The organism is Planktosalinus sp. (genome assembly GCF_059864935.1).
This window is the reverse complement of record NZ_JCBCCK010000244.1, coordinates 1-20,327: the sequence shown is the minus strand read 5'-3', so window position 1 is coordinate 20,327 and position 20,327 is coordinate 1. Positions and strand designations below refer to the sequence as shown.

The following is a 20,327-nucleotide window of genomic DNA, read 5'->3' as shown; positions in this document are numbered from 1 at the left end:
CTGTCAGTTACCCTTCCTGGAACGGCAAACACATCCCTGCTGTAGGAATTTGCAATTTCAGCAGTAACAAGGCTTCCTCCTTTTTCGGCAGATTCTATGACAATAGTCGCTTCAGAGATCCCGGCAATGATGCGGTTGCGTTTTAAAAAATTGGTTTTGTCAAAGGGGTCGCTGCTCCAGAATTCTGTGATAAATCCGCCGTTGTATTCCACCTCATTGACATACTTTTTATGTGTTTTGGGATAAATTTGATTCAGCCCGTGGGCCAGGCAGGCAATGGTTTGGAGTTTATTTTTTATTGCAGCTTTGTGTGCAGCAATATCAACCCCATAAGCAAACCCAGAAACTATTACAGCGTCAAGTGGCGCCAAATCTTCAACAAGCTTTTCACAAAAAGAGTTGCCATAAGTGGTGATTTTTCTGGTGCCCACGATGCTGATAATCCGTTTTCTATTGAAGTTGATGTTGCCCCGGTGAAAAAACAATACCGGACCATCGATGCAGTGTTTTAAGTTATCGGGATAATCTTCATCTTTAAAGAAACTAACAGCTATGTTGTTTTCTTCAATAAACCTGATTTCCTGCTCTGCTAAAGCAAAGTAATTTGTGTTGTGAAGTTCTTTCAATTTAAACTCGCCAATACCATCAATTTTGAGCAGTTTGTTTTTCTTTTCCGTGAAAACTGCCGATGCACTTCCGGTTTTATGAATGAGCTTTTTAGCTGAGGCATCCCCAAGGTTGGGCACTTTTTGAAGCACAAGGGTGTGGAACAATTCTTCTTTTGTCACGTTTTCAAGTTTATAAGGCCAATAAAATTAATGAAAAAATATTTGTTAAAAACTTATGTGTTTTAAAATTTTGAAAGTCGAAAAAAATAGTAAATTTGTTTACAATGCAACTATCCACTTACATCAGCGATTTACTTTACCGGTATGAATGTGTCATTCTTCCCGGGCTGGGGGCGTTTATCACCCAAACCAAACCGGCTCATATTGATGTAAAAACCCATACGTTTTACCCACCTACAAAAACACTTTCGTTCAACCGTCACTTGCAAACCAACGACGGATTGTTGGCCAATCATATCGCCAGTATTAAAAACATCAGTTATGAGATTGCTCTTTCTATGCTCAGAACACATATCAGGGTATATAAAACAGCTCTTGAAAACGGCGAAATAGTGTTGATTGAATCCATTGGTGAGTTGAAGACTGTTAGAAGCAATCAAATTGAGTTCACGCCTTTAAGCAACTCAAACTTTCTTGCAGAGTCGTTTGGACTTGCTCCGTTTGTTTCTGTTAAGGTTGCCAGAATTCCTAAACTTCCTTCCGATAAGGAGGCCCCTGTAATTTCCATCAAAAAATCGTCTATTCCGGTGTGGCGTTATGCTGCCATTGGGTTAGTAGTCATAGGTCTTGCATCAATGGGCGGTCTTTTTGTTTACAATAATCAGGCTCAGGAACACAATTTAACCGAAAAACAAAAAGCAAATACTCTGGTAGAAAGCCAGATTCAGCAAGCTACTTTTGTGGTGAGTACCCCGCTTCCGGCTCTTTCAGTTGCAGTGAAGAAACCTATGGGAAGTTTTCATATCGTTGCCGGTGCATTCCGAATGGAAGAAAATGCCACTTCAAAAATCAGCCAACTTAAAGATATGGGTTATCCCGCAAGACTATTAGGCGTAAATCGCTACGGACTTCATCAGGTGGTTTACAACAGTTTTGAGAACAGGGAAGAAGCCCTCACCGAACTTCGCAAGGTTCAGCGCGTTGAAAATCCTGATGCCTGGCTGCTTGTTCAGGAAGTTGAATAACTTTTCCAATAATATTTTATCGCGATTTTTATTTCCAAAGGCATTACCTTTGCAAAAACATTTGTTATGCAAGCCAGGACACCAAAAGAGACGTTAACCATACTCACAGATATTGTTTTACCCAGCGAAACCAATCCCATTGGCAATATGTTTGGTGGCGAACTACTCGCCAGAATGGACAGAGCGGCCAGTATTTCGGCCAGGAGACATTCACGCCGTATTGTGGTTACGGCTTCTGTCAACCACGTCGCCTTCAACAAAATGATTCCTGTGGGCAGTGTGGTAACTGTAGAAGCCAAAGTGTCCCGCGCCTTTAAAACCTCCATGGAAGTGTATCTGGACGTGTGGATTGAAGACCGCGAAAGTGGTGTGAAATCAAAAGCAAACGAAGCCATCTATACGTTTGTGGCTGTAAACGAAATGGGGGTTCCTATGGAAGTTCCGGAAATAGCCCCCGAAACCACACTTGAAAAAGAACGCTTTGCAGCTGCCTTACGCCGAAAGCAACTCAGCCTTGTCCTTGCAGGAAAAATGAAGCCTAAAGATGCCTCAGAGCTAAAAGCCTTGTTTATAGATTAAACCCATCTTATTTGGGTTATAGCCATTAAGGATTTCTCCTTAACTTATCTTAACTTCTTAATGGTTAAAAAATACACTTCCAACACTTGTTTTGAAACATTAAGGCATTAAGAAACATTGAGGGGGTTGGTCTTAACTAACCTTAATTTCTTAATGGTTAAAAAACCTTGTAATAACTTTACATCTGAAACACCCAGTCGGCGGGATTGAGCTTGTTGGTGTTTTGGAAAATCAGGAATTTAAGAATGGTTCTGCCTGTTGATGGGTTGGTAAACACCCGTCCAATTTCCTGTTTGGTGGTTACTTTGTCACCTCTTTTTACATAAACATCATCAATGTTTTGATACACAGTGATGTAATCTCCGTGTCTGATTTGTACGGCCTTGTTTGCTCCACGAATTACTATTATGGCAAGAACCTCTCCATCAAAAGCTGCTCTTGCTTTAGCACCTTCGTCTGTAGCAATTTCAACACCACTGCTATAAGTTTTGATGTTGGGAAGTGTGGGGTGTTGGGTGGTGCCAAAGCGGGTAACCACTACACCACGTTCTACCGGCCAGGGAAGTTTGCCTTTATTTCCTGTAAAATTTGCCGCCAGTGCTTTGGCCTCAGCGGTCATCACAAACTTGGTGCTTTCTCTTTCCTTTACTGTTCCTCCGGTAGCACGGTTTGACTCTGCAATGGCTGCTTTTATCAGGTCTTCAATTTGTTTGTCTATGGCTGCGGCCTCTCTTTGCCGTTCCCTGATTTGGGCCGTATATTTGCTTTCATCACGTTTTAAGGTCGCCATTAACTCTTCTTGCTGTTTTCTTTCGCCCAAAAGCTGATTTCTGGCAACTCTGTTTTCCTCTATCAATGCTTGCTTTTGACGTTGTTGCACCAACAGGTTTTTGTTTAACTCCTGAAGTTCTAACGTTTTACTCTCAATTTCTTCACCTTGTTTCTTTCGGTGTCTGGCATATTGTTGCATATATTGTGCCCGTTTGTATGCTTGAAGAAAATTTTCTGAGGACAACAAAAACATCACCCTGCTTTGGTCTGATCGGCTTTTATAGGTTTGCACTATCAACTTGGCATAATCTTCTTTGAGCACTTCAAGCTCACTACGCATTTGTTGAATTCTGGATTGATTGGTGTTAATCTCCCGGGTAATTAAGTTGGCCTGTTGATTGGTGACTCTTATGAGGTTTTCCCTTACTTGAATGCGGCTGGCAATGTTTTCAACCTGAGTGAGGACAGACTGTTCCCGCTGTCTGGTTGTTCTTAGCAAAGTGTTAATCTGCCTGATTTCATCCTGAAGTTTTTGGCGTTGTTGCTCGAGTTCGGCTTGTTTGGCAGGTTGTGCAAAAAGTAGCTGCGCTGAAAACATCAGCGTTAAGCAAAGAAATATGTGTTTCAACTTATAGGGCATCAGTCAAGTCTAATTTGGTCATATCCTCCCGGAATCCTGAAGGGGAAAGTAAGCTCAGGGTTTACATCCACAGTTCTAAAATCCAGAATTACACGGGTTTGTTCATTTTGTTCAATGGCATTTAACCTGATTTCTTTAGGAAACAGAAATAACCCGGCATTTTGATAAGACGCATAATCAACCGTTAGTACGCGCCGTTCTTCTTCCTGAACAATTTGCTGCGAAGCCATTCGGTTATTGCCCGGATTGACTAAAAAAATATGCTTAAACAGCTGGTGTTGTGTTTTAGGCGTAAGCCTGTAGTTAGCCCCAAAAACAGAGGCATCATATTGTTCACCGCTTATTGGGAGAACAGCCTGTCCCATCAAAATATTTTGTACCATCTGAAAATCAACATCCACTCCCAGCCAGCTGCTCAGTAAACTAAAGTCACCGTCAAAGTAGGTTCTGTTGATGGTTTCATAGTAGCTTACATTGTCGGGTGTGATGAGTAATCTGGCAATGCTTATGCCCAATATGGAGGCGCTCACCCAAATGATTTCATCTTTTTGCATTCTTAAACTTACGGTGAGGCTCTGCGCCCTGCTGCCGTCGTCATAATTGACATTTACGCGACCGGCCAGTGTTGTAAAACGGGGTTCAGTGTTTTTGTGAAGGTTGATCAATTCTGCCGATTTTATCGCCTCGTCAAGACCTACAGCCTTTTTTGCTGATTTACAGGAAATCATAAATGTGATCGATACTAAAATTAAAAGCAGAATCCTGGTTAAGTTCATATATAAAAATTAATTTTTAGGTGCGATTTTATTTGCGCGATTTAAATAAGTTTCAGCTCTTTGGGTGTTGCCTTCTTTTTCGTAAACTTTATTGAGTTGTAAATAAAAGTCGCGCTCCATTTGTGGGTCGTCTATCAGATAATCCAAGCCGGTTTCAAACATCGTTTTGGCCCTTGAAGTATTGTTCAGATTGAGATTGGCCACGCCATTCAGTAAATATAAAATGGGTTGAGAAGGAAATAAATCCAGACTGCTTTGACTTAGTTGTGCCGCTTTAGTAAATTTATTGGTTTCAATTTGAAGCAGTACCGTTGTTTTTATCAGGTTAAAATCATTGGGATTGCTTTTCAGAGCCAATTCGTAGTATTTCAACGCTTCATCGTTCATTTGTTTGTTGAGGTAGTAATCGCCCAACTGTTGATATACTTTTGAGTTTTGTGATTCCTTTGAAAACAAGGTGACCATGGTTTCCAATTCATTTTCAAATTGCGGGTTTTCGTTGACAAAAAGTAAAAAATCATTCAGCACTTTAAACTTACTGTCCATATCAATTTTATCACTGCCAAAAACTTTCCGCATCGAGTTAAGTGACTCTGTTGTTTTGCCTTGCTCCAAATAGAATTTATACAAGGCCAAATGTGCCACATCGGCATCAGGGTTTATCTGAATGAGTTTTTCAGCGGTTTCAAAAGCGGCCTGGGTGTTGTTTTGTTCGCTGTAAAGAAAAATCAGGTTGAGGAAGTCCTGTTCATTTGCCGGAGTTCGGTTGATGCGGTTTTCAAGGTCAGAAATCTGAGTCTGAGTGTTGTCACTTTTTACGTAAATCTGTTGTCTAAGCTGGGTTCTGTACTCATTGTTGCCCAATTCGAGGTCGAGTTCGTCAAGGAGTTGCAGGGCCTTTTCATATTGCTCTGTGCGTTCATAAAGGTTGGCCAGGTCTTCTTTATATTCCCTGTCAAAGGGGATGAGTTTTTGAACCACCTCAATGGCTTTTTGATAATCGTTGGTGTTATAGTAAACATCATAAAGTCCTTCATAGGCTTCCATTCTTCCGGGCTCCATTTGAAGTACTTTGTTGTAATGTGCTTCTGCTTGTTCCCATTGTTTTAGATGCCCGTAGTTTTTTGCCATTTCATAATAAACGGCAATTTCGTTGGGTGATTCCCGGGCTGCTTTTTCCAGTGCTCGAAGTGCTCTGTCGTAATTTTCAATTCCTTTCTGCTTGAGTGCTTCAAAAAAATGGTCTTGAAAGCGGTCTGTTACCACGCCCAACTCATCGAGGATTTCTTCTTCGTCTTTTTCGTCTTGGGCAAAAGAATTTAGGGGAATGATTGCCATTCCTAAAATCAAAAAAACAATATGTATAAAATTAATTCTCAAGTTTATTCCATAGTTGTATAATCCCCTAAACTGATTGATGAAAAGTTCCCATCAAAGATAACGTGGTTTCCTATCATGGCATTGTCCAGTGACGCATTTTTAATGGTGCTGTTGGTTTGAATCAGACTGTTTTTAATTGTGCTATTTTCAACCACACAACCATCACCTAAAGAAACGTTGGGGCCAATTGTAGCATTTTTTAAAGTCACGTTTTCACCAATATAACAGGGCTCAATGATTTTGGTATTTTCTTCATTGATACTGCTTGAAATCAAAGGCATTCCTTCATTCATCAGGTGATTGAGCATGCGGCTGTTGGTTTCTACAGTCACATTTTTATTGCCACAATCCATCCATTCGTCAATTTTGCCCGGCACAAAAACCTTGCCTTGATTCATCATTGCTTTGATGCCGTCGTTGATTTGATATTCCCCGTCATGGGTAAGGTCATCATCGAGGACTTTTTGAAGTTGTGCTTTTAATTCAGCTCCTTCCTTGAAGTAATAGATTCCGATTACAGCCAGATTGGACACATACTCTTTTGGTTTTTCAACCAGACCTGTAATGATGTTGTTGGGGTCTAAGCTCACAACGCCGTATTGTGAAGGATCTTCTACTTCTTTCACCCAAATCACGCTGTCGGCTTTTTCATCCAGTTGAAAATCGGCCCTAAAAAGCGTGTCTGCATAAGCAATCACGCAAGGCCCTTCCAAAGATTCTTTGGCACACATAATGGCGTGACCGGTACCCAGAGGTTTGTCCTGATAGTAAATGCTGCCTTTGGCATCAAGTGATCCAGCAATTTCGAGCAGGTTTTTTTCCACTTCCTCGCCAAAATCTTCGGCTATGATAAATGCCACTTCGGTTATGGTCCTGTTGAGTACTTTGGCAATATCTTTCACCAGGCGATGCACAATGGGTTTGCCCGCAATAGGTATTAACGGCTTGGGAACTGTGAGTGTATGTGGCCTTAAGCGGCTTCCGCGTCCGGCCATGGGTACTATTATTTTCATAAAATTATCTTCTTCTTAACTAATGGTTGCGCTTCATTTTCCGGTAAAGGCCATTTGTGGCTTTGAGAAATACATATTTTGTTTAAAAAACCTCATGACCATATCAATTTCTTCTGTTGTCCTATTTTTGGCAAAGGTATATCTATCTTTGTGACGGGCTATTAAATAGCTGGCCATTTCTGTGGATAAATCCTCAGAAAACAATATGGTTTCAAAGTTTTCATCCATTTCCTCTTTATTAAAAAAGGGATTGTTCCTTTCGGGAAAGGCTGCGCATAGGTTTATCCCCATCTCCAAACCGCTTTTGGGGTTAAAATAGAGTACCACTCTATCACTTTTGCTATAGTTAAAATTGTTTTCTTCTCCTTCTTTTAAATAACCGTCTTGTTTTGCCTTTTTTTTGGAAGCTTCTTTTTCTTTTTCTGAAAGCTGTGCCTTATCATTAATATAGTCATTGAACTGTTTTAAAAAGCCATTTACTTCATTTCCTTTTAAAAAGGCCAAAGGGTTGTTCTTGTTTAGTTCGAGAAATGCTTTTCTTTGAAGGTCTATGGCTTGTTGAAATTTCGTTTGGTCTTCTAGGATATTTCCGTTTCTTCTCGCGGGGATGTTGCTTTTTTCGTCCAAAATAAGATTGGCATCAAAAGGCGTTATAAATGAATTTCCTGAAAACCACCAGTCCCCCTGCCATTTAACCATCCCCATATAGAGAATGCAGTCATCAAAAAGTGCTCCGTGGTTGTCATAAGAGCCCTTGAGCAACTTGACAGGGTGCCCGGAGGCGATAAATTCCAAATAAATATAACGGCTGTCTTTATTTTTGTACAAAAAGTTTCCTTCCACCCTTTCGGAAAGGGTTAAGATATCTTGGTGGTTCTTATGTTCTTTGCCCACGTAATGAGCAAGCAGTTCTTTACCGGAGAGTGCCAGTATCTTTGACTTGCCGTTAATTGTCATTTTATCGGCCTCTGTGTTAAGTATATAATTAACGATGTTTATGTTTTTTTCATCACAATCACTAACCATTGTATCTATCCTGTCCTCTAATTCAAGTTCCGTGTCGTGCTTGAAGAGGTATGAATCAAGGAAAAGTCTTTTTATGTACTCCCTTATTTGGTAATAATCGTTAGTGGCTTTAAAAGTATAAAAGGCTTTCAGGGTTCCATTCATGGGCGCACCTTCCCAATATTCATCAAAAATAGTATAGGCACTTTGAGCAATATGTTCAAAAAATCCTGTTTGAAACCCAATGTACCTGTCTTCTACCTTTAGGTTGATGTAAATCCAGCAAAGCAGTTTTAAGTCGCTTAAGTTTATTTCGTCTTCATAATATTCCTCATCCTCAAAAAACTCATAAAGTTCCAATCCATAAATTTGCTTAAAGTGTTTTGCCACTGCTTGAAAAATATAGGTTTCTGAGATAACGTCTTCAAAATATGCCGTGAGGAAGCAACAAAAGTCCACAAATTCCTCACTTGTCATCAATTCTGAAAAGTTTCCTGAATAGTATGAGAGTTCTTCATAAAGAACATTTGCTACTTTCAGGTAAAATGGGTCTGAAGCATCACCCTTTTGATAGGGTTTGATTTTATTCCATTGTTTAATATATATTCTTTTTTTCACTTTAATCGTTTGAATTGTGTATTACTCATTCCCTGTAAAATATTCTTTGTGTTGTATCAACTTTTTATAAACTTCAGGAGAAAATCCTTTTATTTCTTCGTCTGAGACTATATTGTGGATAAAGAGGTCTAAAACAATATCATAATATCTTGAACCACTGAGCCCATCGTATTTTCTTGCGATCTTTTTATCGTTATCCACTACGGAGCTATAGGCCTTTCCATAGCAATCGCTTACGCCTGTTTTGTTGGTTTTAAAGTCAAGAATAATGTTGTCAACCTGATAAATGTAGATGGTTTTCTCCCTTTCGGCACCCAAGTTGATTAATTTTTTGACAATTTTTTTATCTGCTTTGGCTAAATCCATAATGTGCTCTATTTATTGTTTGTGGCAAACGTAAGGTGTTATTGGACAGCTATAAAGAAAACATATCTTTCAACTCTTTATTGCTCAGGTTTCCAATCCAGTTTTCCCCTGTTGAAACGGTCATTTTTGCCAGTGCTTTTTTGCTTTGAATCATTTCATTGATGCGCTCTTCAAAGGTGTTTTTTGTAATAAACCGGTGGACCATGACATTGCTTTTTTGGCCTATTCTGTATGCCCTGTCTGTTGCTTGGGCTTCCACAGCCGGATTCCACCACAAATCATAATGAATCACATGGTTGGCAGCGGTGAGGTTGAGTCCGGTGCCGGCTGCTTTAAGCGACAAAATAAATATTTTATCGGCCCTGTTGGTTTGAAAATTATCAACCATGGTGTTGCGTTGCTTTGTATTGCACCCTCCGTGATAAAACATAGGTTCTTCACGGTATCTATCTGCAATAAACTGCTTTAATAGATTACCCATTTCCGTAAACTGTGTAAAGATCAATACCTTTTCACCGCTTTCAACGATGGTGTCCAATTTATCAAACAAAAGCCGGGTTTTCCCGCTCAATGTGGGGTCAATAATGTTGTTTTTTAAAAATTGCGTAGGATGATTGCAAATTTGTTTTAATGCCAGTATCATTTGCAAAACGAGCCCCTGTCGCACAAACATGGCCTTGTTGTCTATTTCTGTGATGCCTTCTATATCTTGTAATGCTTTTTGCAGTGTTTCTTCATAGAGGCCGGTTTGCTCCTGGGAAAGCGTTGCAAAAGCGTCCATTTCTATTTTATCGGGCAGGTCTGATATGATCGTTTTGTCTGATTTGAGCCTTCGCATCATAAAAGGTGCGGTAACTTTTTTCAGTTTTTCTGCCGTTTCTATATCATTATTAACCTCAATATCAACAGCATAAGTAGCATTGAATTCTTTAACGGAACCCAATAACCCCCGGTTGCTGTAATCCATAATACTCCACAACTCACTTAAGCGGTTTTCAACAGGAGTACCGCTCATAGCTATAAAGTTGTTGGCACCAATGGTTTTGATGGCCCGGGTTTGATTGGTGTTAACATTTTTGATGTTTTGGGCTTCATCGATTACCAAGGTTTGCCATTTGCGTTTTTTGAGTTTTTGAGCGTCGCTTCTCATCACTCCATAAGAGGTAATGAGCACGTCAAAATCTTCACTTTCAATTTTTCGGGAAGTGCCGTGATAAATTTGAGTGTGTAGTTGTGGCGCAAATTTTTCTATTTCTTTTTGCCAGTTACTCAATAGGCCTGTGGGTGCTACCACCAGTATTTTCTCATTATCTAACATTCCTTCTTCTTTGTATTTTAGAATAGTGGTAATAACCTGAAGGGTTTTTCCCAATCCCATGTCATCTGCCAGAACAGAGCCAAAACCTATTTTGGCGTTTCTATACATCCAGGAATATCCCCTGTGCTGGTAGGGTCGTAGGGTTGCTTTTAGGTTTTTAGGCAATGGAATTTCAGAATAATGTGTGAGTTCTTCAATCATTTTTTCAACTTCATCTGTTATTGCAATTTTTGCTCCTTGGTATTCCCCACTTAGTGCCGCTCTTAGGATTTGAAAAGCGTTGAGCCTCTCGGGCTGAGAAAAATGTTTGTTGATTTTTTCTATTTCCTGTGGGTTTACATAAATATAACCGGCTTTATATTTTATGAGTCCATGCGATTTTTTGAGGAGCTTTTTAAATTCTTTTTCGTCAATCAACGTATCGCCCAGAGCGACTTGCCAATCAAAGTCCAGTAATTGATCCAGTCTTATAAAAGACCTGTTTTCATTATTCCGTTTAACTTTTAAGCTTGTTTTGGGCCTTAAAATTTCTTTTAACGATTTTGGCAATAAAATATCAATATCCAATAGTTGTATGGCAGGTATCATTTCCATTAAAAAAGGAGAAAACCCATCAATATCCATAACAATGTCTTGCTGCCCTTGGGTGTTGATATATTCATCCAGCCCATTTATAAAACTGCTCAACTGGGTCAAGGATCTGAGGATTTCATACCTGTCCTTATCATATTTTTCACCGTTCAGTATGCTTTTTAAGGAGATGGGGGTATTAAAAGACGTTTCTGATTGGTCAAAAATGTTGAGGTTGATTTTAAAGTTTTCATTTGGCAATTCTTCAACAACAATTTGCGGTTTGTATTTGCCTTGAGTGATGTAGAATTTTTGCAGCCACGCCATAATGCCACCACTTAAAGCATCTTCTCCTGGTTCACTAAAGCCATAAGGCTCATTATTGAAAAATAACTGAAGGAATAGATCTTCTCCTTTTTTTGTTTCTAATAAGGAAACGATTTCGGTGATAAATACAGCTAAAAGATTAAAAGCATGGTTTTGGTTAATGGGTTTGGTTTGGTTTTTGTCCTGCCACAAAAACACATTGGGCGGCACTATATCATCTAATTTTTCTACTAAAGCCCTCACTTCTTTACTCATCATGGCGGGCAACCACCTAATGCTGAATTTTTTATTTTGAAGTTGAACAATTTGAGGGGTTACTGCACCGTGAGCCAACAAATGCACCGCCAGTTGCAATACTGTATAAAGCGATGCTGTAGAAGGTTGATAATCTAGCGTTTTGTTTGAAGGTACTTGAGATAATTGCTGTAAAAAATGCAGAAAGGAAAAAGGCGTGTCGTTTACATACACTTTTGATTGAAAGGCTTCATCTATCGTTATATACTGGTTGCTATGCGTGTTGACAGCCTGGTTTTCTTGAATTGCTTTTGCAAAAAGGTTTTCTAAGCTGATTTTTCCTTTTGTGACTTTTTCGGCATTTTTTACAATTTTAGTAAGCCGAACAAGATATTTGTCTTTAAAATTTCCTGCTTTTTGATAAAACACAGGGTGGTCTGCCAATAATGCAGTTAGGGGTTCATGAATTCTGGTCAACTTAGAAAAAGACAGTTTTTGATACGCTTTTTGATCATCAAATACCGGGGGTTTTCTTTTTTTTGGGTTAAAATACAGTTCTTTTATGGTGGGTATTTCGGCTTGTTTTTTATTGACGTGGATGCCTATGCCTTTGAGTTCTTCAATCAAGTTTACCTTATGTAAGTCGAAAACCAAAAAGGGATTATTGTCTATCTCGGCACTCACTTTATAGACTACGGCAGCCAGGTGTTTACAAGGTACTGCCCAATCCGGGCAAGAACATTGCATTTTAAAGTCTGTCCATTGTTTTGGAAATACTTTTAGCCCAAGTGCTTCGGCAATGTTGAGAACCTCTGGGTCAAGTTCCCGATTGAGGAGTTTAGAAATAATTGTAGGCTTTAACGACAGTTTTCTTATAAAATCACTTAATTCCGGCTCAAAAAAAGGAGGCAGGATGATATTCACTTTATAAGGGGTTCTTCTGCTGCCCGCTACTTTTGCCGATATAACATTTTCCTTAAATGTTATTTTGGTGACAGCACCTTTGTTTGCATAACTTTTCCCCCTAGGAAGCCTGTTGTCATAATCTATATGACTTAATGTGTTGAGCCACTGTTGCCCCCACCATGTTTTACCATAATTGTTTGACATTGTAGATATAGTTTTTGGATTTTATATTCAGTATAATTATATTCATTATAAATCTTGGCATTATAACCCAATAATTCTCCTAACACCTGCCATGAAACTGTCGGTTTATGGGTTTAGAAGAAGATCATAAAAGAACTCTTTTCTTGCTTTCATAGGAATTATTTTATCCCTGTACTTCCGAATCCTCCGGCTCCGCGAGAGGTTTCAGAAAGTTCATCCACCTCTTGCCATTGGGCGCGCTCGTGTTTTGCAATTACAAGCTGCGCGATGCGTTCGCCATTTTCAACTGTAAAAGGTTCATTGGATAAATTTACCAATATTACGCCTATTTCCCCACGGTAATCGGCGTCGATTGTTCCCGGGGCGTTTAAAACGGTCACTCCCTTTTTAGCCGCCAAACCGCTGCGAGGCCTTACCTGAGCTTCATAGCCCACAGGCAGCTCGATAAAAAGCCCTGTTTTGACAATGGCTCGCTCCAGTGGTTTCAAGGTAATCGCCTCTTCAATTGAAGCCCTTAAATCCATTCCGGCTGAAGCTATGGTTTCATAATTGGGCATTTCAAAACCCGACTTGTTGATGATTTTTATGGTCATTTTTTAATGCGTAATAGTTGTTTTACTGCTTGTTTTTCCTGTACAAGTACCAAAGTTAAAAAACCTAACCATAAAGGGATAGTCAACTCATAAGTATTTCTGAAAAAATAAAAACTCAATGCCGAAACAAGCACTGAACCCATCAAATAAATCCCGATTTTTTTAATATCGTATGGCACGGGAAAATACTTCTGACCGTAATAGTAGGAGATCAACATCATACTTCCATAAGCGGCCAGGGTTGCTATTGCAGAACCCATAAAGCTCATTGACGGTATTAGCGTAAAGTTAATGATGAGAGTTATCGCTGCTCCAACTATAGAAATGTAAGCGCCAAATTTGGTGCGGTCAGTCACTTTGTACCACACCGAAAGGTTGTGATAAATCCCTAGGAAAAAGTTAGCCAATAAAATCAGCGGAACAATTTTCATTGCTACCCAATAATCGCTGTCGCGAATAAGGATGATTTTCAACACATCGGCAAAAACCACCACTGTGATTAAAATCACCGCCCCAAATGCAATAAAATAGCGGGTGATGAGCGCATAAGTCTCCGGAGCATTTTTTTCTTTGGCCTGACTGAAGAAAAACGGTTCAATACCCAAACGGAAAGCTGTTGCAAATAGCGTCATAAAAATGGCCAGTTTGTAACAGGCTGCATAGGCCCCCACTGCTTCTTCGGCTATTCCGGGAGGGAGGAGCCAGCCTAACAAAATGCGGTCAAAAGCCTCATTGATTGCAAAGGCAATTCCGGCAATCAATACCGGATAAGCATACCTCATCATTTCCACCCAAAGCGGTTTGCTGAATTTGTAAACCAGATTGAAATAGAATGGCAACAACAATAAAAAGGTCAATGCGCTGGCCGCAACCATCGAAATGAAAATATAGGAAAGTTCAAAACCTTCAATGTAGATAGTATTCCAAAACCCATCCCCGGCAAGTTCCGGTAAGGCCAGTAAAAAAAAGACGTTTAAACCCAGGTTTACGCTAACATTGAAAATTTTTATCACGGCATAACGCACCGGTTTTTCATTGGCGCGCAACCAAGCAAACGGGATGATCACCAAAGCGTCAAGCGTAAGCACAAAAATGGTGTAAGTGACAAACTCAACCGCTATACCCGATAAAGCTGCCAGCCCTTCCCTGAACGTAAACGCTGTTGCTAAAAAGAGTAGCGTTGTAAAAATCAAGGAAATCGTGGAGGTTGAAACAACAGTGCTTTTGTTATTTTCTTTGGTAAAAAACCTAAAAAAGGCAGTTTCCATACCGTAAGCCAAAATCACATTAAAGAGAATAATCCAGGAAAACACGATGGAAATTTCACCAAATTCACTTGTGGGCAATACTGCTGTATAAAGCGGCACTAAGAGAAAACTCAGCATTCGTGGCAAAACCGTTGCCAGTCCGTAAATAAACGTGTGTTGAAAAAGTTTTTTTAAAGCCGCCAAAAGCAGGGTTTTTGAATAGTAAAAGTATTTAAAAACTGCTTATGAACGCAAGGTTTTGACTAATTGTTGTCCACAGGTTTTGAAGAAGGGTAAGACACGGTTTCCTTTTTGGTAAGAGTGAGTTTATAATGAACCGTTTTGCCACTTTTTGCGTAAGTGATTACCGCTTCATCAGGTTTTAGTTGGAAAGGAAATTCGCTGTCCAAAGCCGGCCTGGGATTGTCCATTTCCTTAACGGAATCGCTGTCCAATATCACATCTTCTTTTTGCGGAAAAGTATCGCTTGCGCGAAAAGTTTTAGGGTCGTTTTTATCCTGAATCAATTGGTATTTTTGCTCTCTGAAATAGATGTTTTCCACTTCCACCCCATGAGCAATCTCAGAAAATTGCAATTCAATATATATGCCTCTTCCGGCTTCCTGCACACCGGCCAACCAGTATTGATAAAAAGCTTCTTGAACAATAAACGGCGGGTTTTCTTCAAAAACCGGTTTGTTTGAATTGCAGGAAACGGCAAATATTCCGATAAGCGTAAAAATGAGTCGTGTCATTGTTCAGAATTTATAAGTAATTTGACAATTACTGTGCCGTAAAGGTAATAAAAAACCCTCTCAGGGTTTTGAAGCCAAGGTTTGTAAAAAGAAACCTTCAAAGTTTTTAAATGTCTTTAGAACTTATATCCCAATCCAACAAATAACGTCACTCCTTCAGCTTCTGTAAAATTTCTACTTGTATTAGTCGCTATAAAATAGGGGACACTAAGCATTAAAGAAAGTTTTTCGCTAAGAAGATAGTTTGCTCCTGCACCTATGTTTCCAATGAATAAGGTTTGATTGTCAATTTCTATTGATTTATAATCTGCCATTCCAAAACCAAATCCGGCTTGACCAAAAAGATTCCATTTTTCTTTAAATAAAAAATAGTATTGGCCTGAAGTAATTAGCCCAAAAGATTGAATTTCACGGCCGGATTCATTTTTTATTACAGTGTTGTTTGACACAAAAAGGTTTGTGGCAATTGAAAACTTAGGTGACGCAAAAAACTCAACCCCTACAAGTGAGATTAGTCCAAAATCTTTGAAATCCCCTTTTGTTAAAAAGGGTGCCACTTGAATGTTTACTGACATATCTCCCTTTTGATTTTGGGCAATCCCGGAAAAAGAAAGTAAAAAAATGACCGAAAATAGTAGTATGTGTTTCATAATTTGGTAGTTTTTGTTTCGGACTCAAAAACAATACCAAACAAAAACCCTCTCAGGGTTCAAAACCTTGATAGGGTTGATTTTCTATACCTTCAAGGTTTCTAAACCTTGAAGGTTTATATTAGCATTAGTTATTTAACGCCTCCGCACCTGTGAAGCATTTGGCTTCGCCTAATTGTTCAGTGCTTCCGCACCACCAACAATTTCAAGTATCTCGTTGGTAATCGATGCCTGACGGGCTTTGTTGTAAGACAATTTAAGAGCATCCCTCAATTCAGTAGCATTGTCGGTTGCTTTGTGCATCGCCGTCATTCGTGCACCATGTTCACTGGCAACTGAGTCTCTTATTCCTGTGAATAGTTGTGTTTTTAAACTTTTAGGAATCAACTGCTCAACGATTTCTTCTTTTGAAGGCTCAAAAATATAATCTTGATTTTTTAAAGACGGTGTTTCTTCAGTGTTTTCGATTGGAATTATAGGCAAAAACTGTTCTTTCACAACGATTTGTGTCGCGGCATTTTTAAAGCTATTATAAACCAATATAATCTTGTCATACTTGCCTGAAGCAAACAACTCCATTAGCTTTTCAGCAATAATTGAAACATTTTCAAAATTTAGGTCATCAAAAATTACATTGTTGTTTTCAATGATAGAATGGCCTTTTTTCAAAAGATCATTTCCTTTTTTACCTATTGTAAAGAAATCGACATTTTGATTTTGAAAACCGGCGGCAAGGGTTTTGGACTCCTTATAAATGTTTGAATTGAACGCTCCCGCAAGACCTCTGTTTGAAGTAATAGCAACAATCAACACATTTTTTACTTCCCGTTGCTCGGCATATTTGCTTCCGGCATCGCCTTCTAAGGATGCGCTTAAGGTTTGCAGTAATTCAGTTAATTTATCAGCATAAGGGCGCATAGCCGTGATGGCATCCTGAGCCTTTTTTAACTTGGCAGCAGAAACCATTTTCATGGCACTGGTAATCTGCATCGTTGAAGATACTGATGTAATCCGGTTGCGTATTTCTTTTAAGTTTGCCATAATAAGCCCCTCCCAAACCCTCCCCTAAGGGGAGGGCAATATTTAGAAGTTATTTTTAATTTACAATAATCGTAACTTATATTTCTAATCGAATTTTTAGAGACCCTTCATTCCTCAATACTTAAGTCTCAAGTCTAATTGTATTTTGCCGAAAGTTCCTTTGCTGCATTTGTCAGCGTATCCATCACTTCGTCAGTAAGCTTTCCTGCTTTGATATCGTCAAGGATGTTTCTGTGTCTGGCATTCAAGAACTCGAGGTATTCCACTTCAAATTCTTTTACCTTATCAACAGGAACTTTTCTCAACAGGTTTTTAGAACCTGCATAAATAATTGCCACCTGATCTTCTACAGTAAAAGGGCTGGCTTCATTTTGTTTCAGGATTTCAACGTTACGTCTTCCTTTTTCGATTACGTTGCGTGTAGCGGCGTCAAGATCTGAACCAAACTTGGAGAAAGCTTCAAGTTCACGGAACTGTGCCTGATCAAGTTTTAGTGTACCCGCCACTTTTTTCATCGATTTAATTTGAGCGTTACCACCTACCCGCGACACCGAAATACCCACGTTAATCGCCGGTCTCACACCTGCGTTAAATAAATCTGATTCAAGGAAAATCTGACCATCTGTAATCGAAATTACGTTGGTCGGGATATATGCAGAAACGTCACCTGCCTGTGTTTCAATAATTGGAAGGGCGGTTAGCGATCCGCCACCTTTTACTTTTCCTTTTAAGGGCTCAGGAAGGTCGTTCATGTTTTTAGCAATGGAATCGTCGTTGATGATTTTAGCCGACCTCTCAAGCAATCTTGAGTGCAGGTAGAATACATCGCCGGGGTATGCTTCACGTCCCGGAGGCCTTCTTAAAAGCAGTGATACCTCACGGTATGCTACTGCTTGCTTTGACAAGTCATCATAAACAATCAATGCGGGACGACCTGTATCCCTAAAATACTCGCCGATTGCCGCTCCTGCCATTGGTGCATATACCTGCATTGGGGCAGGGTCACTCGCATTTGCAGCAACAATAGTGGTATATGCCATGGCGCCTTTTTCTTCAAGAACACGAGCAATGTTTGCCACGGTAGATGCTTTTTGGCCAATAGCCACATAAATACAATATACCGGTTGACCGGCGTCGTAAAACTCTTTCTGGTTGATGATAGTATCAATACAGACTGTTGTTTTACCTGTTTGACGGTCGCCAATTACCAATTCACGCTGACCTCTTCCCACGGGAATCATCGCGTCAATTGCTTTGATACCGGTTTGAAGAGGTTCTGTAACAGGCTCTCTGTAAATTACACCGGGAGCTTTACGCTCAAGTGGCAATTCAAAAGTTTCGCCTTGAATGGGTCCTTTACCATCAATGGGGTGTCCAAGTGTGTTTACCACACGACCGGCAATGCCTTCACCCACTTTGATAGAGGCAATTCGCTGTGTACGTTTTACGGTTGAGCCTTCTTTTACCTTTTTGGAATCGCCCAAAAGCACCACACCTACGTTGTCTTCTTCAAGGTTAAGCACAATTCCTTCAAGTCCTGCTCCAAAATCTACAAGCTCTCCATACTGCACATTAGAAAGTCCATACACGCGGGCGATACCATCCCCCACGGTTAAAACAGTTCCCACTTCATCAAGAGAAGCTGATGCTTCAAATCCTGAAAGTTGTTTCTTTAAGATTGCTGATACTTCAGCCGGTTTTACTTCTGCCATTGTATTTAAATATATAGTTAAAGCCGCTTATGGCGTACTTTTTTAATTATATGCTAGTTTAAATTCTTTTCTTAGTTGTTCAAAATTGTTGGCAATACTTGCATCATACTGCATGTCGCCCACTCTCAAAATAAATCCGCCGATAAGAGCCGTATCTACTTTGTTGATTAAAGTCACATCGGTTGCCCCTGTTAATTCTTTTAATTTTTCAAACACTTTTTGTTCAAGGTCTGAGTCCAGCGGAATTGCAGTGGTTACTAAAGCTTCTACTGCACCAATGCTTGTGTTGTATCTCGAAATAAAATTTTCGGCTACTGCTTCAATAAGACTGCCGCGTTTATTGTCGATGAGGATGTCCATTAAGCTTAAAACAACTTCTGAGTTGTTGGCGAACACTTCTTTTAATACAGCTCTTTTGTCCTCTTGCTTAACAATTGGACTTTTGAGCATTAATCGCAATTCTTTGCTGCCCTGAAGTGTTTTCAGCACGCCTTTCATTTCTTCAAAAGTCGCCTTTTGAGTGCCTCTTTGAGTTGAAAGTTCCAAAACTGCCTTTGCATACCTGACTGCTGCTCTGCTCATGAGTTGTTTAGTTTAAAGTTGCTTTACCCAACATCTCCTCAACAAGTTTTTCTTGTTGTCCTTTGTTGGCCAATTCCTGTTTTACAACTTTTTCTGCAATTTCAAGTGATAGTGATGCTACCTGCCCTTTAAGTTCGGCGATAGCGGCTTTTTTCTCACTTACAATGGCTTCCTGTGCCTGAGCAATCATTTTATCTGCGCTGGCTTTAGCTTCATCTTTAGCGTCAGCAATCATTTTGTTTTTAATTTCACGCGCCTCTTTCATCATTGCCTCACGCTCTGCACGAGCTTCTTGCAGGATTCTTTCATTGTCGGCCTGAAGGTTTTCCATTTCGCGACGAGCGGCTTCAGCTGCTGCAAGTGCATTGATAATGGACTCTTCACGAGAGTTTACTGCGCCAAGAATAGGTTTCCAGGCAAATTTCTTTAAAATAAAAAGGAGTATCAGGAAAGTGATTACTGTCCAAAATACGAGTCCAAATCCGGGAGTTATTAGATCCATTTCTTAATGTATTTTAATCATTTAAATTTTTTAAAAACACAGAAACAACCAACCGTTGCTTCTGTGCTTTTATAGGTCTTAACCTTGTAATAAGGCAACAACAACACCAAATAATGCAACCGCCTCAACGAAGGCTGCAAGAATTAGTGCAGATGTTTGAATCTTACCTTGGATTTCCGGTTGACGGGCCATAGCTTCCATAGCCGCTCCACCAATACGTCCGATACCCATTCCGGCACCGATAACTGCAATACCAGCTCCTATAGCTGCAATTCCTGTAATAGTCATAGTTATAAAATTTAAATTAATTAATGATGTTCGTGTTCTTCGACTGCCATACCTATATATAAGGCAGACAATATGGTAAATATATATGCTTGAATTGCGGTAACCACTATTTCAATAACAATAATAAAAAGTGAAAATGCCACTGAAATGGGTGCTACTGCAACCGATTTGAAAATGAAAATCAACGACATTAACGAGAGCACGATGATGTGTCCGGCTGTGATGTTTGCAAACAAACGTATCATCAGCGAAATAGGTTTAGTGAAAATTCCCACTAACTCAATTGGAGCAAGGAATATTTTCATCGGCACAGGTACTCCGGGCATCCAGAATATGTGTTTCCAGTAGTGCTTGTTGCCACTAAAGGTAGTGATGAGAAATGTAAATACCGCCATTGTCATGGTAAATGCAATGTTTCCAGTTAGGTTGGCAGCGTT

20 protein-coding genes are annotated in these 20,327 nt (G+C 39.7%); 2 read left to right on the top strand and 18 right to left on the bottom strand.

Annotated features, from left to right (window positions below; all coding sequences use genetic code 11):
* Window positions 1-788 (bottom strand): DNA-processing protein DprA (dprA, locus tag AC6F75_RS08470; protein ID WP_500714574.1); only part of this gene is annotated, 788 nt, incomplete at its 3' end.
* 104 nt (window positions 789-892) lie between these two features.
* On the opposite strand from dprA, the gene AC6F75_RS08465 reads away from it, so the two are divergent.
* The gene (locus AC6F75_RS08465) at window positions 893-1,813 is read left to right on the top strand and encodes an HU domain-containing protein (protein ID WP_500714573.1); all 921 of its coding nucleotides are present in this window, start codon (window positions 893-895) and stop codon (window positions 1,811-1,813) included.
* Window positions 1,814-1,879: 66 nt separating this feature from the next.
* Window positions 1,880-2,392 carry a hotdog domain-containing protein gene (locus tag AC6F75_RS08460; protein WP_500714572.1) on the top strand — a complete coding sequence of 171 codons (513 nt, stop codon included), beginning with the start codon at window positions 1,880-1,882 and terminating at the stop codon, window positions 2,390-2,392.
* A gap of 178 nt (window positions 2,393-2,570) precedes the next feature.
* On the opposite strand, the gene AC6F75_RS08455 is transcribed toward AC6F75_RS08460, so the two are convergent.
* The 17 genes from AC6F75_RS08455 to AC6F75_RS08375 all read right to left on the bottom strand — a co-directional run.
* Window positions 2,571-3,761, bottom strand: coding sequence for a peptidoglycan DD-metalloendopeptidase family protein (locus tag AC6F75_RS08455; protein ID WP_500714571.1), 1,191 nt, complete (start codon window positions 3,759-3,761; stop codon window positions 2,571-2,573).
* A gap of 41 nt (window positions 3,762-3,802) precedes the next feature.
* Window positions 3,803-4,579: a lipoprotein insertase outer membrane protein LolB1 gene (lolB1, locus tag AC6F75_RS08450; protein ID WP_500714570.1), complete on the bottom strand. Its 777-nt coding sequence runs from the start codon at window positions 4,577-4,579 to the stop codon at window positions 3,803-3,805.
* A gap of 9 nt (window positions 4,580-4,588) precedes the next feature.
* Window positions 4,589-5,917 (bottom strand): tetratricopeptide repeat protein, encoded by a 1,329-nt coding sequence (locus tag AC6F75_RS08445; RefSeq protein WP_500714569.1) that lies wholly within the window; start codon window positions 5,915-5,917, stop codon window positions 4,589-4,591.
* A 44-nt stretch (window positions 5,918-5,961) separates the two neighbouring features.
* On the bottom strand, window positions 5,962-6,972 hold the full coding sequence (locus AC6F75_RS08440) for a sugar phosphate nucleotidyltransferase (RefSeq protein ID WP_500714568.1): 1,011 nt from the start codon (window positions 6,970-6,972) through the stop codon (window positions 5,962-5,964).
* Window positions 6,973-7,005: 33 nt separating this feature from the next.
* Window positions 7,006-8,595, bottom strand: coding sequence for a DUF3843 family protein (locus AC6F75_RS08435; protein WP_500714567.1), 1,590 nt, complete (start codon window positions 8,593-8,595; stop codon window positions 7,006-7,008).
* 21 nt (window positions 8,596-8,616) lie between these two features.
* Window positions 8,617-8,961 (bottom strand): hypothetical protein, encoded by a 345-nt coding sequence (locus tag AC6F75_RS08430; protein ID WP_500714566.1) that lies wholly within the window; start codon window positions 8,959-8,961, stop codon window positions 8,617-8,619.
* Window positions 8,962-9,010: 49 nt separating this feature from the next.
* Window positions 9,011-12,520, bottom strand: coding sequence for an SNF2-related protein (locus AC6F75_RS08425; RefSeq protein WP_500714564.1), 3,510 nt, complete (start codon window positions 12,518-12,520; stop codon window positions 9,011-9,013).
* A gap of 158 nt (window positions 12,521-12,678) precedes the next feature.
* Window positions 12,679-13,113 carry a dUTP diphosphatase gene (gene dut / locus AC6F75_RS08420; protein ID WP_500714563.1) on the bottom strand — a complete coding sequence of 145 codons (435 nt, stop codon included), beginning with the start codon at window positions 13,111-13,113 and terminating at the stop codon, window positions 12,679-12,681.
* Window positions 13,110-14,564 carry an oligosaccharide flippase family protein gene (locus AC6F75_RS08415; RefSeq protein WP_500714562.1) on the bottom strand — a complete coding sequence of 485 codons (1,455 nt, stop codon included), beginning with the start codon at window positions 14,562-14,564 and terminating at the stop codon, window positions 13,110-13,112. The genes dut and AC6F75_RS08415 overlap by 4 nt, the downstream gene beginning before the upstream one ends.
* Window positions 14,565-14,623: 59 nt before the next feature.
* Window positions 14,624-15,115 carry a hypothetical protein gene (locus tag AC6F75_RS08410; protein WP_500714561.1) on the bottom strand — a complete coding sequence of 164 codons (492 nt, stop codon included), beginning with the start codon at window positions 15,113-15,115 and terminating at the stop codon, window positions 14,624-14,626.
* Between the two features lie 116 nt (window positions 15,116-15,231).
* Complete coding sequence (locus tag AC6F75_RS08405; protein ID WP_500714559.1) at window positions 15,232-15,765, bottom strand: outer membrane beta-barrel protein; 534 nt, start codon at window positions 15,763-15,765, stop codon at window positions 15,232-15,234.
* A 171-nt stretch (window positions 15,766-15,936) separates the two neighbouring features.
* Window positions 15,937-16,806, bottom strand: a complete 870-nt coding sequence (atpG, locus tag AC6F75_RS08400; RefSeq protein WP_500714558.1) for an ATP synthase F1 subunit gamma — start codon at window positions 16,804-16,806, stop codon at window positions 15,937-15,939.
* 134 nt (window positions 16,807-16,940) lie between these two features.
* Window positions 16,941-18,518, bottom strand: coding sequence for a F0F1 ATP synthase subunit alpha (gene atpA / locus AC6F75_RS08395; RefSeq protein ID WP_500714557.1), 1,578 nt, complete (start codon window positions 18,516-18,518; stop codon window positions 16,941-16,943).
* A 42-nt stretch (window positions 18,519-18,560) separates the two neighbouring features.
* The gene (atpH, locus tag AC6F75_RS08390; protein WP_500714556.1) at window positions 18,561-19,100 is read right to left on the bottom strand and encodes an ATP synthase F1 subunit delta; all 540 of its coding nucleotides are present in this window, start codon (window positions 19,098-19,100) and stop codon (window positions 18,561-18,563) included.
* A gap of 7 nt (window positions 19,101-19,107) precedes the next feature.
* On the bottom strand, window positions 19,108-19,602 hold the full coding sequence (locus tag AC6F75_RS08385; protein ID WP_500714555.1) for a F0F1 ATP synthase subunit B: 495 nt from the start codon (window positions 19,600-19,602) through the stop codon (window positions 19,108-19,110).
* Between the two features lie 78 nt (window positions 19,603-19,680).
* On the bottom strand, window positions 19,681-19,890 hold the full coding sequence (atpE, locus tag AC6F75_RS08380; protein WP_500714554.1) for an ATP synthase F0 subunit C: 210 nt from the start codon (window positions 19,888-19,890) through the stop codon (window positions 19,681-19,683).
* Between the two features lie 20 nt (window positions 19,891-19,910).
* Window positions 19,911-20,327: F0F1 ATP synthase subunit A (locus tag AC6F75_RS08375; protein WP_500714553.1), on the bottom strand; the 417-nt coding region annotated here is incomplete at its 5' end.

Bases quoted from the DNA above. Each gene is read 5' to 3' on its own strand.
- AC6F75_RS08445 (WP_500714569.1), bottom strand. From the start codon at position 5,917: ATGGCAATCATTCCCCTAAATTCTTTTGCCCAAGACGAAAAAGACGAA.
- atpA (WP_500714557.1), bottom strand. From the start codon at position 18,518: ATGGCAGAAGTAAAACCGGCTGAAGTATCAGCAATCTTAAAGAAACAA.
- atpG (WP_500714558.1), bottom strand. From the start codon at position 16,806: ATGGCAAACTTAAAAGAAATACGCAACCGGATTACATCAGTATCTTCA.
- AC6F75_RS08405 (WP_500714559.1), bottom strand. From the start codon at position 15,765: ATGAAACACATACTACTATTTTCGGTCATTTTTTTACTTTCTTTTTCC.
- AC6F75_RS08460 (WP_500714572.1), top strand. From the start codon at position 1,880: ATGCAAGCCAGGACACCAAAAGAGACGTTAACCATACTCACAGATATT.
- AC6F75_RS08465 (WP_500714573.1), top strand. From the start codon at position 893: ATGCAACTATCCACTTACATCAGCGATTTACTTTACCGGTATGAATGT.
- AC6F75_RS08425 (WP_500714564.1), bottom strand. From the start codon at position 12,520: ATGTCAAACAATTATGGTAAAACATGGTGGGGGCAACAGTGGCTCAAC.
- AC6F75_RS08385 (WP_500714555.1), bottom strand. From the start codon at position 19,602: ATGGATCTAATAACTCCCGGATTTGGACTCGTATTTTGGACAGTAATC.
- AC6F75_RS08440 (WP_500714568.1), bottom strand. From the start codon at position 6,972: ATGAAAATAATAGTACCCATGGCCGGACGCGGAAGCCGCTTAAGGCCA.
- lolB1 (WP_500714570.1), bottom strand. From the start codon at position 4,579: ATGAACTTAACCAGGATTCTGCTTTTAATTTTAGTATCGATCACATTT.
- AC6F75_RS08430 (WP_500714566.1), bottom strand. From the start codon at position 8,961: ATGGATTTAGCCAAAGCAGATAAAAAAATTGTCAAAAAATTAATCAAC.
- atpH (WP_500714556.1), bottom strand. From the start codon at position 19,100: ATGAGCAGAGCAGCAGTCAGGTATGCAAAGGCAGTTTTGGAACTTTCA.
- AC6F75_RS08455 (WP_500714571.1), bottom strand. From the start codon at position 3,761: ATGTTTTCAGCGCAGCTACTTTTTGCACAACCTGCCAAACAAGCCGAA.
- atpE (WP_500714554.1), bottom strand. From the start codon at position 19,890: ATGACTATTACAGGAATTGCAGCTATAGGAGCTGGTATTGCAGTTATC.
- dut (WP_500714563.1), bottom strand. From the start codon at position 13,113: ATGACCATAAAAATCATCAACAAGTCGGGTTTTGAAATGCCCAATTAT.
- AC6F75_RS08410 (WP_500714561.1), bottom strand. From the start codon at position 15,115: ATGACACGACTCATTTTTACGCTTATCGGAATATTTGCCGTTTCCTGC.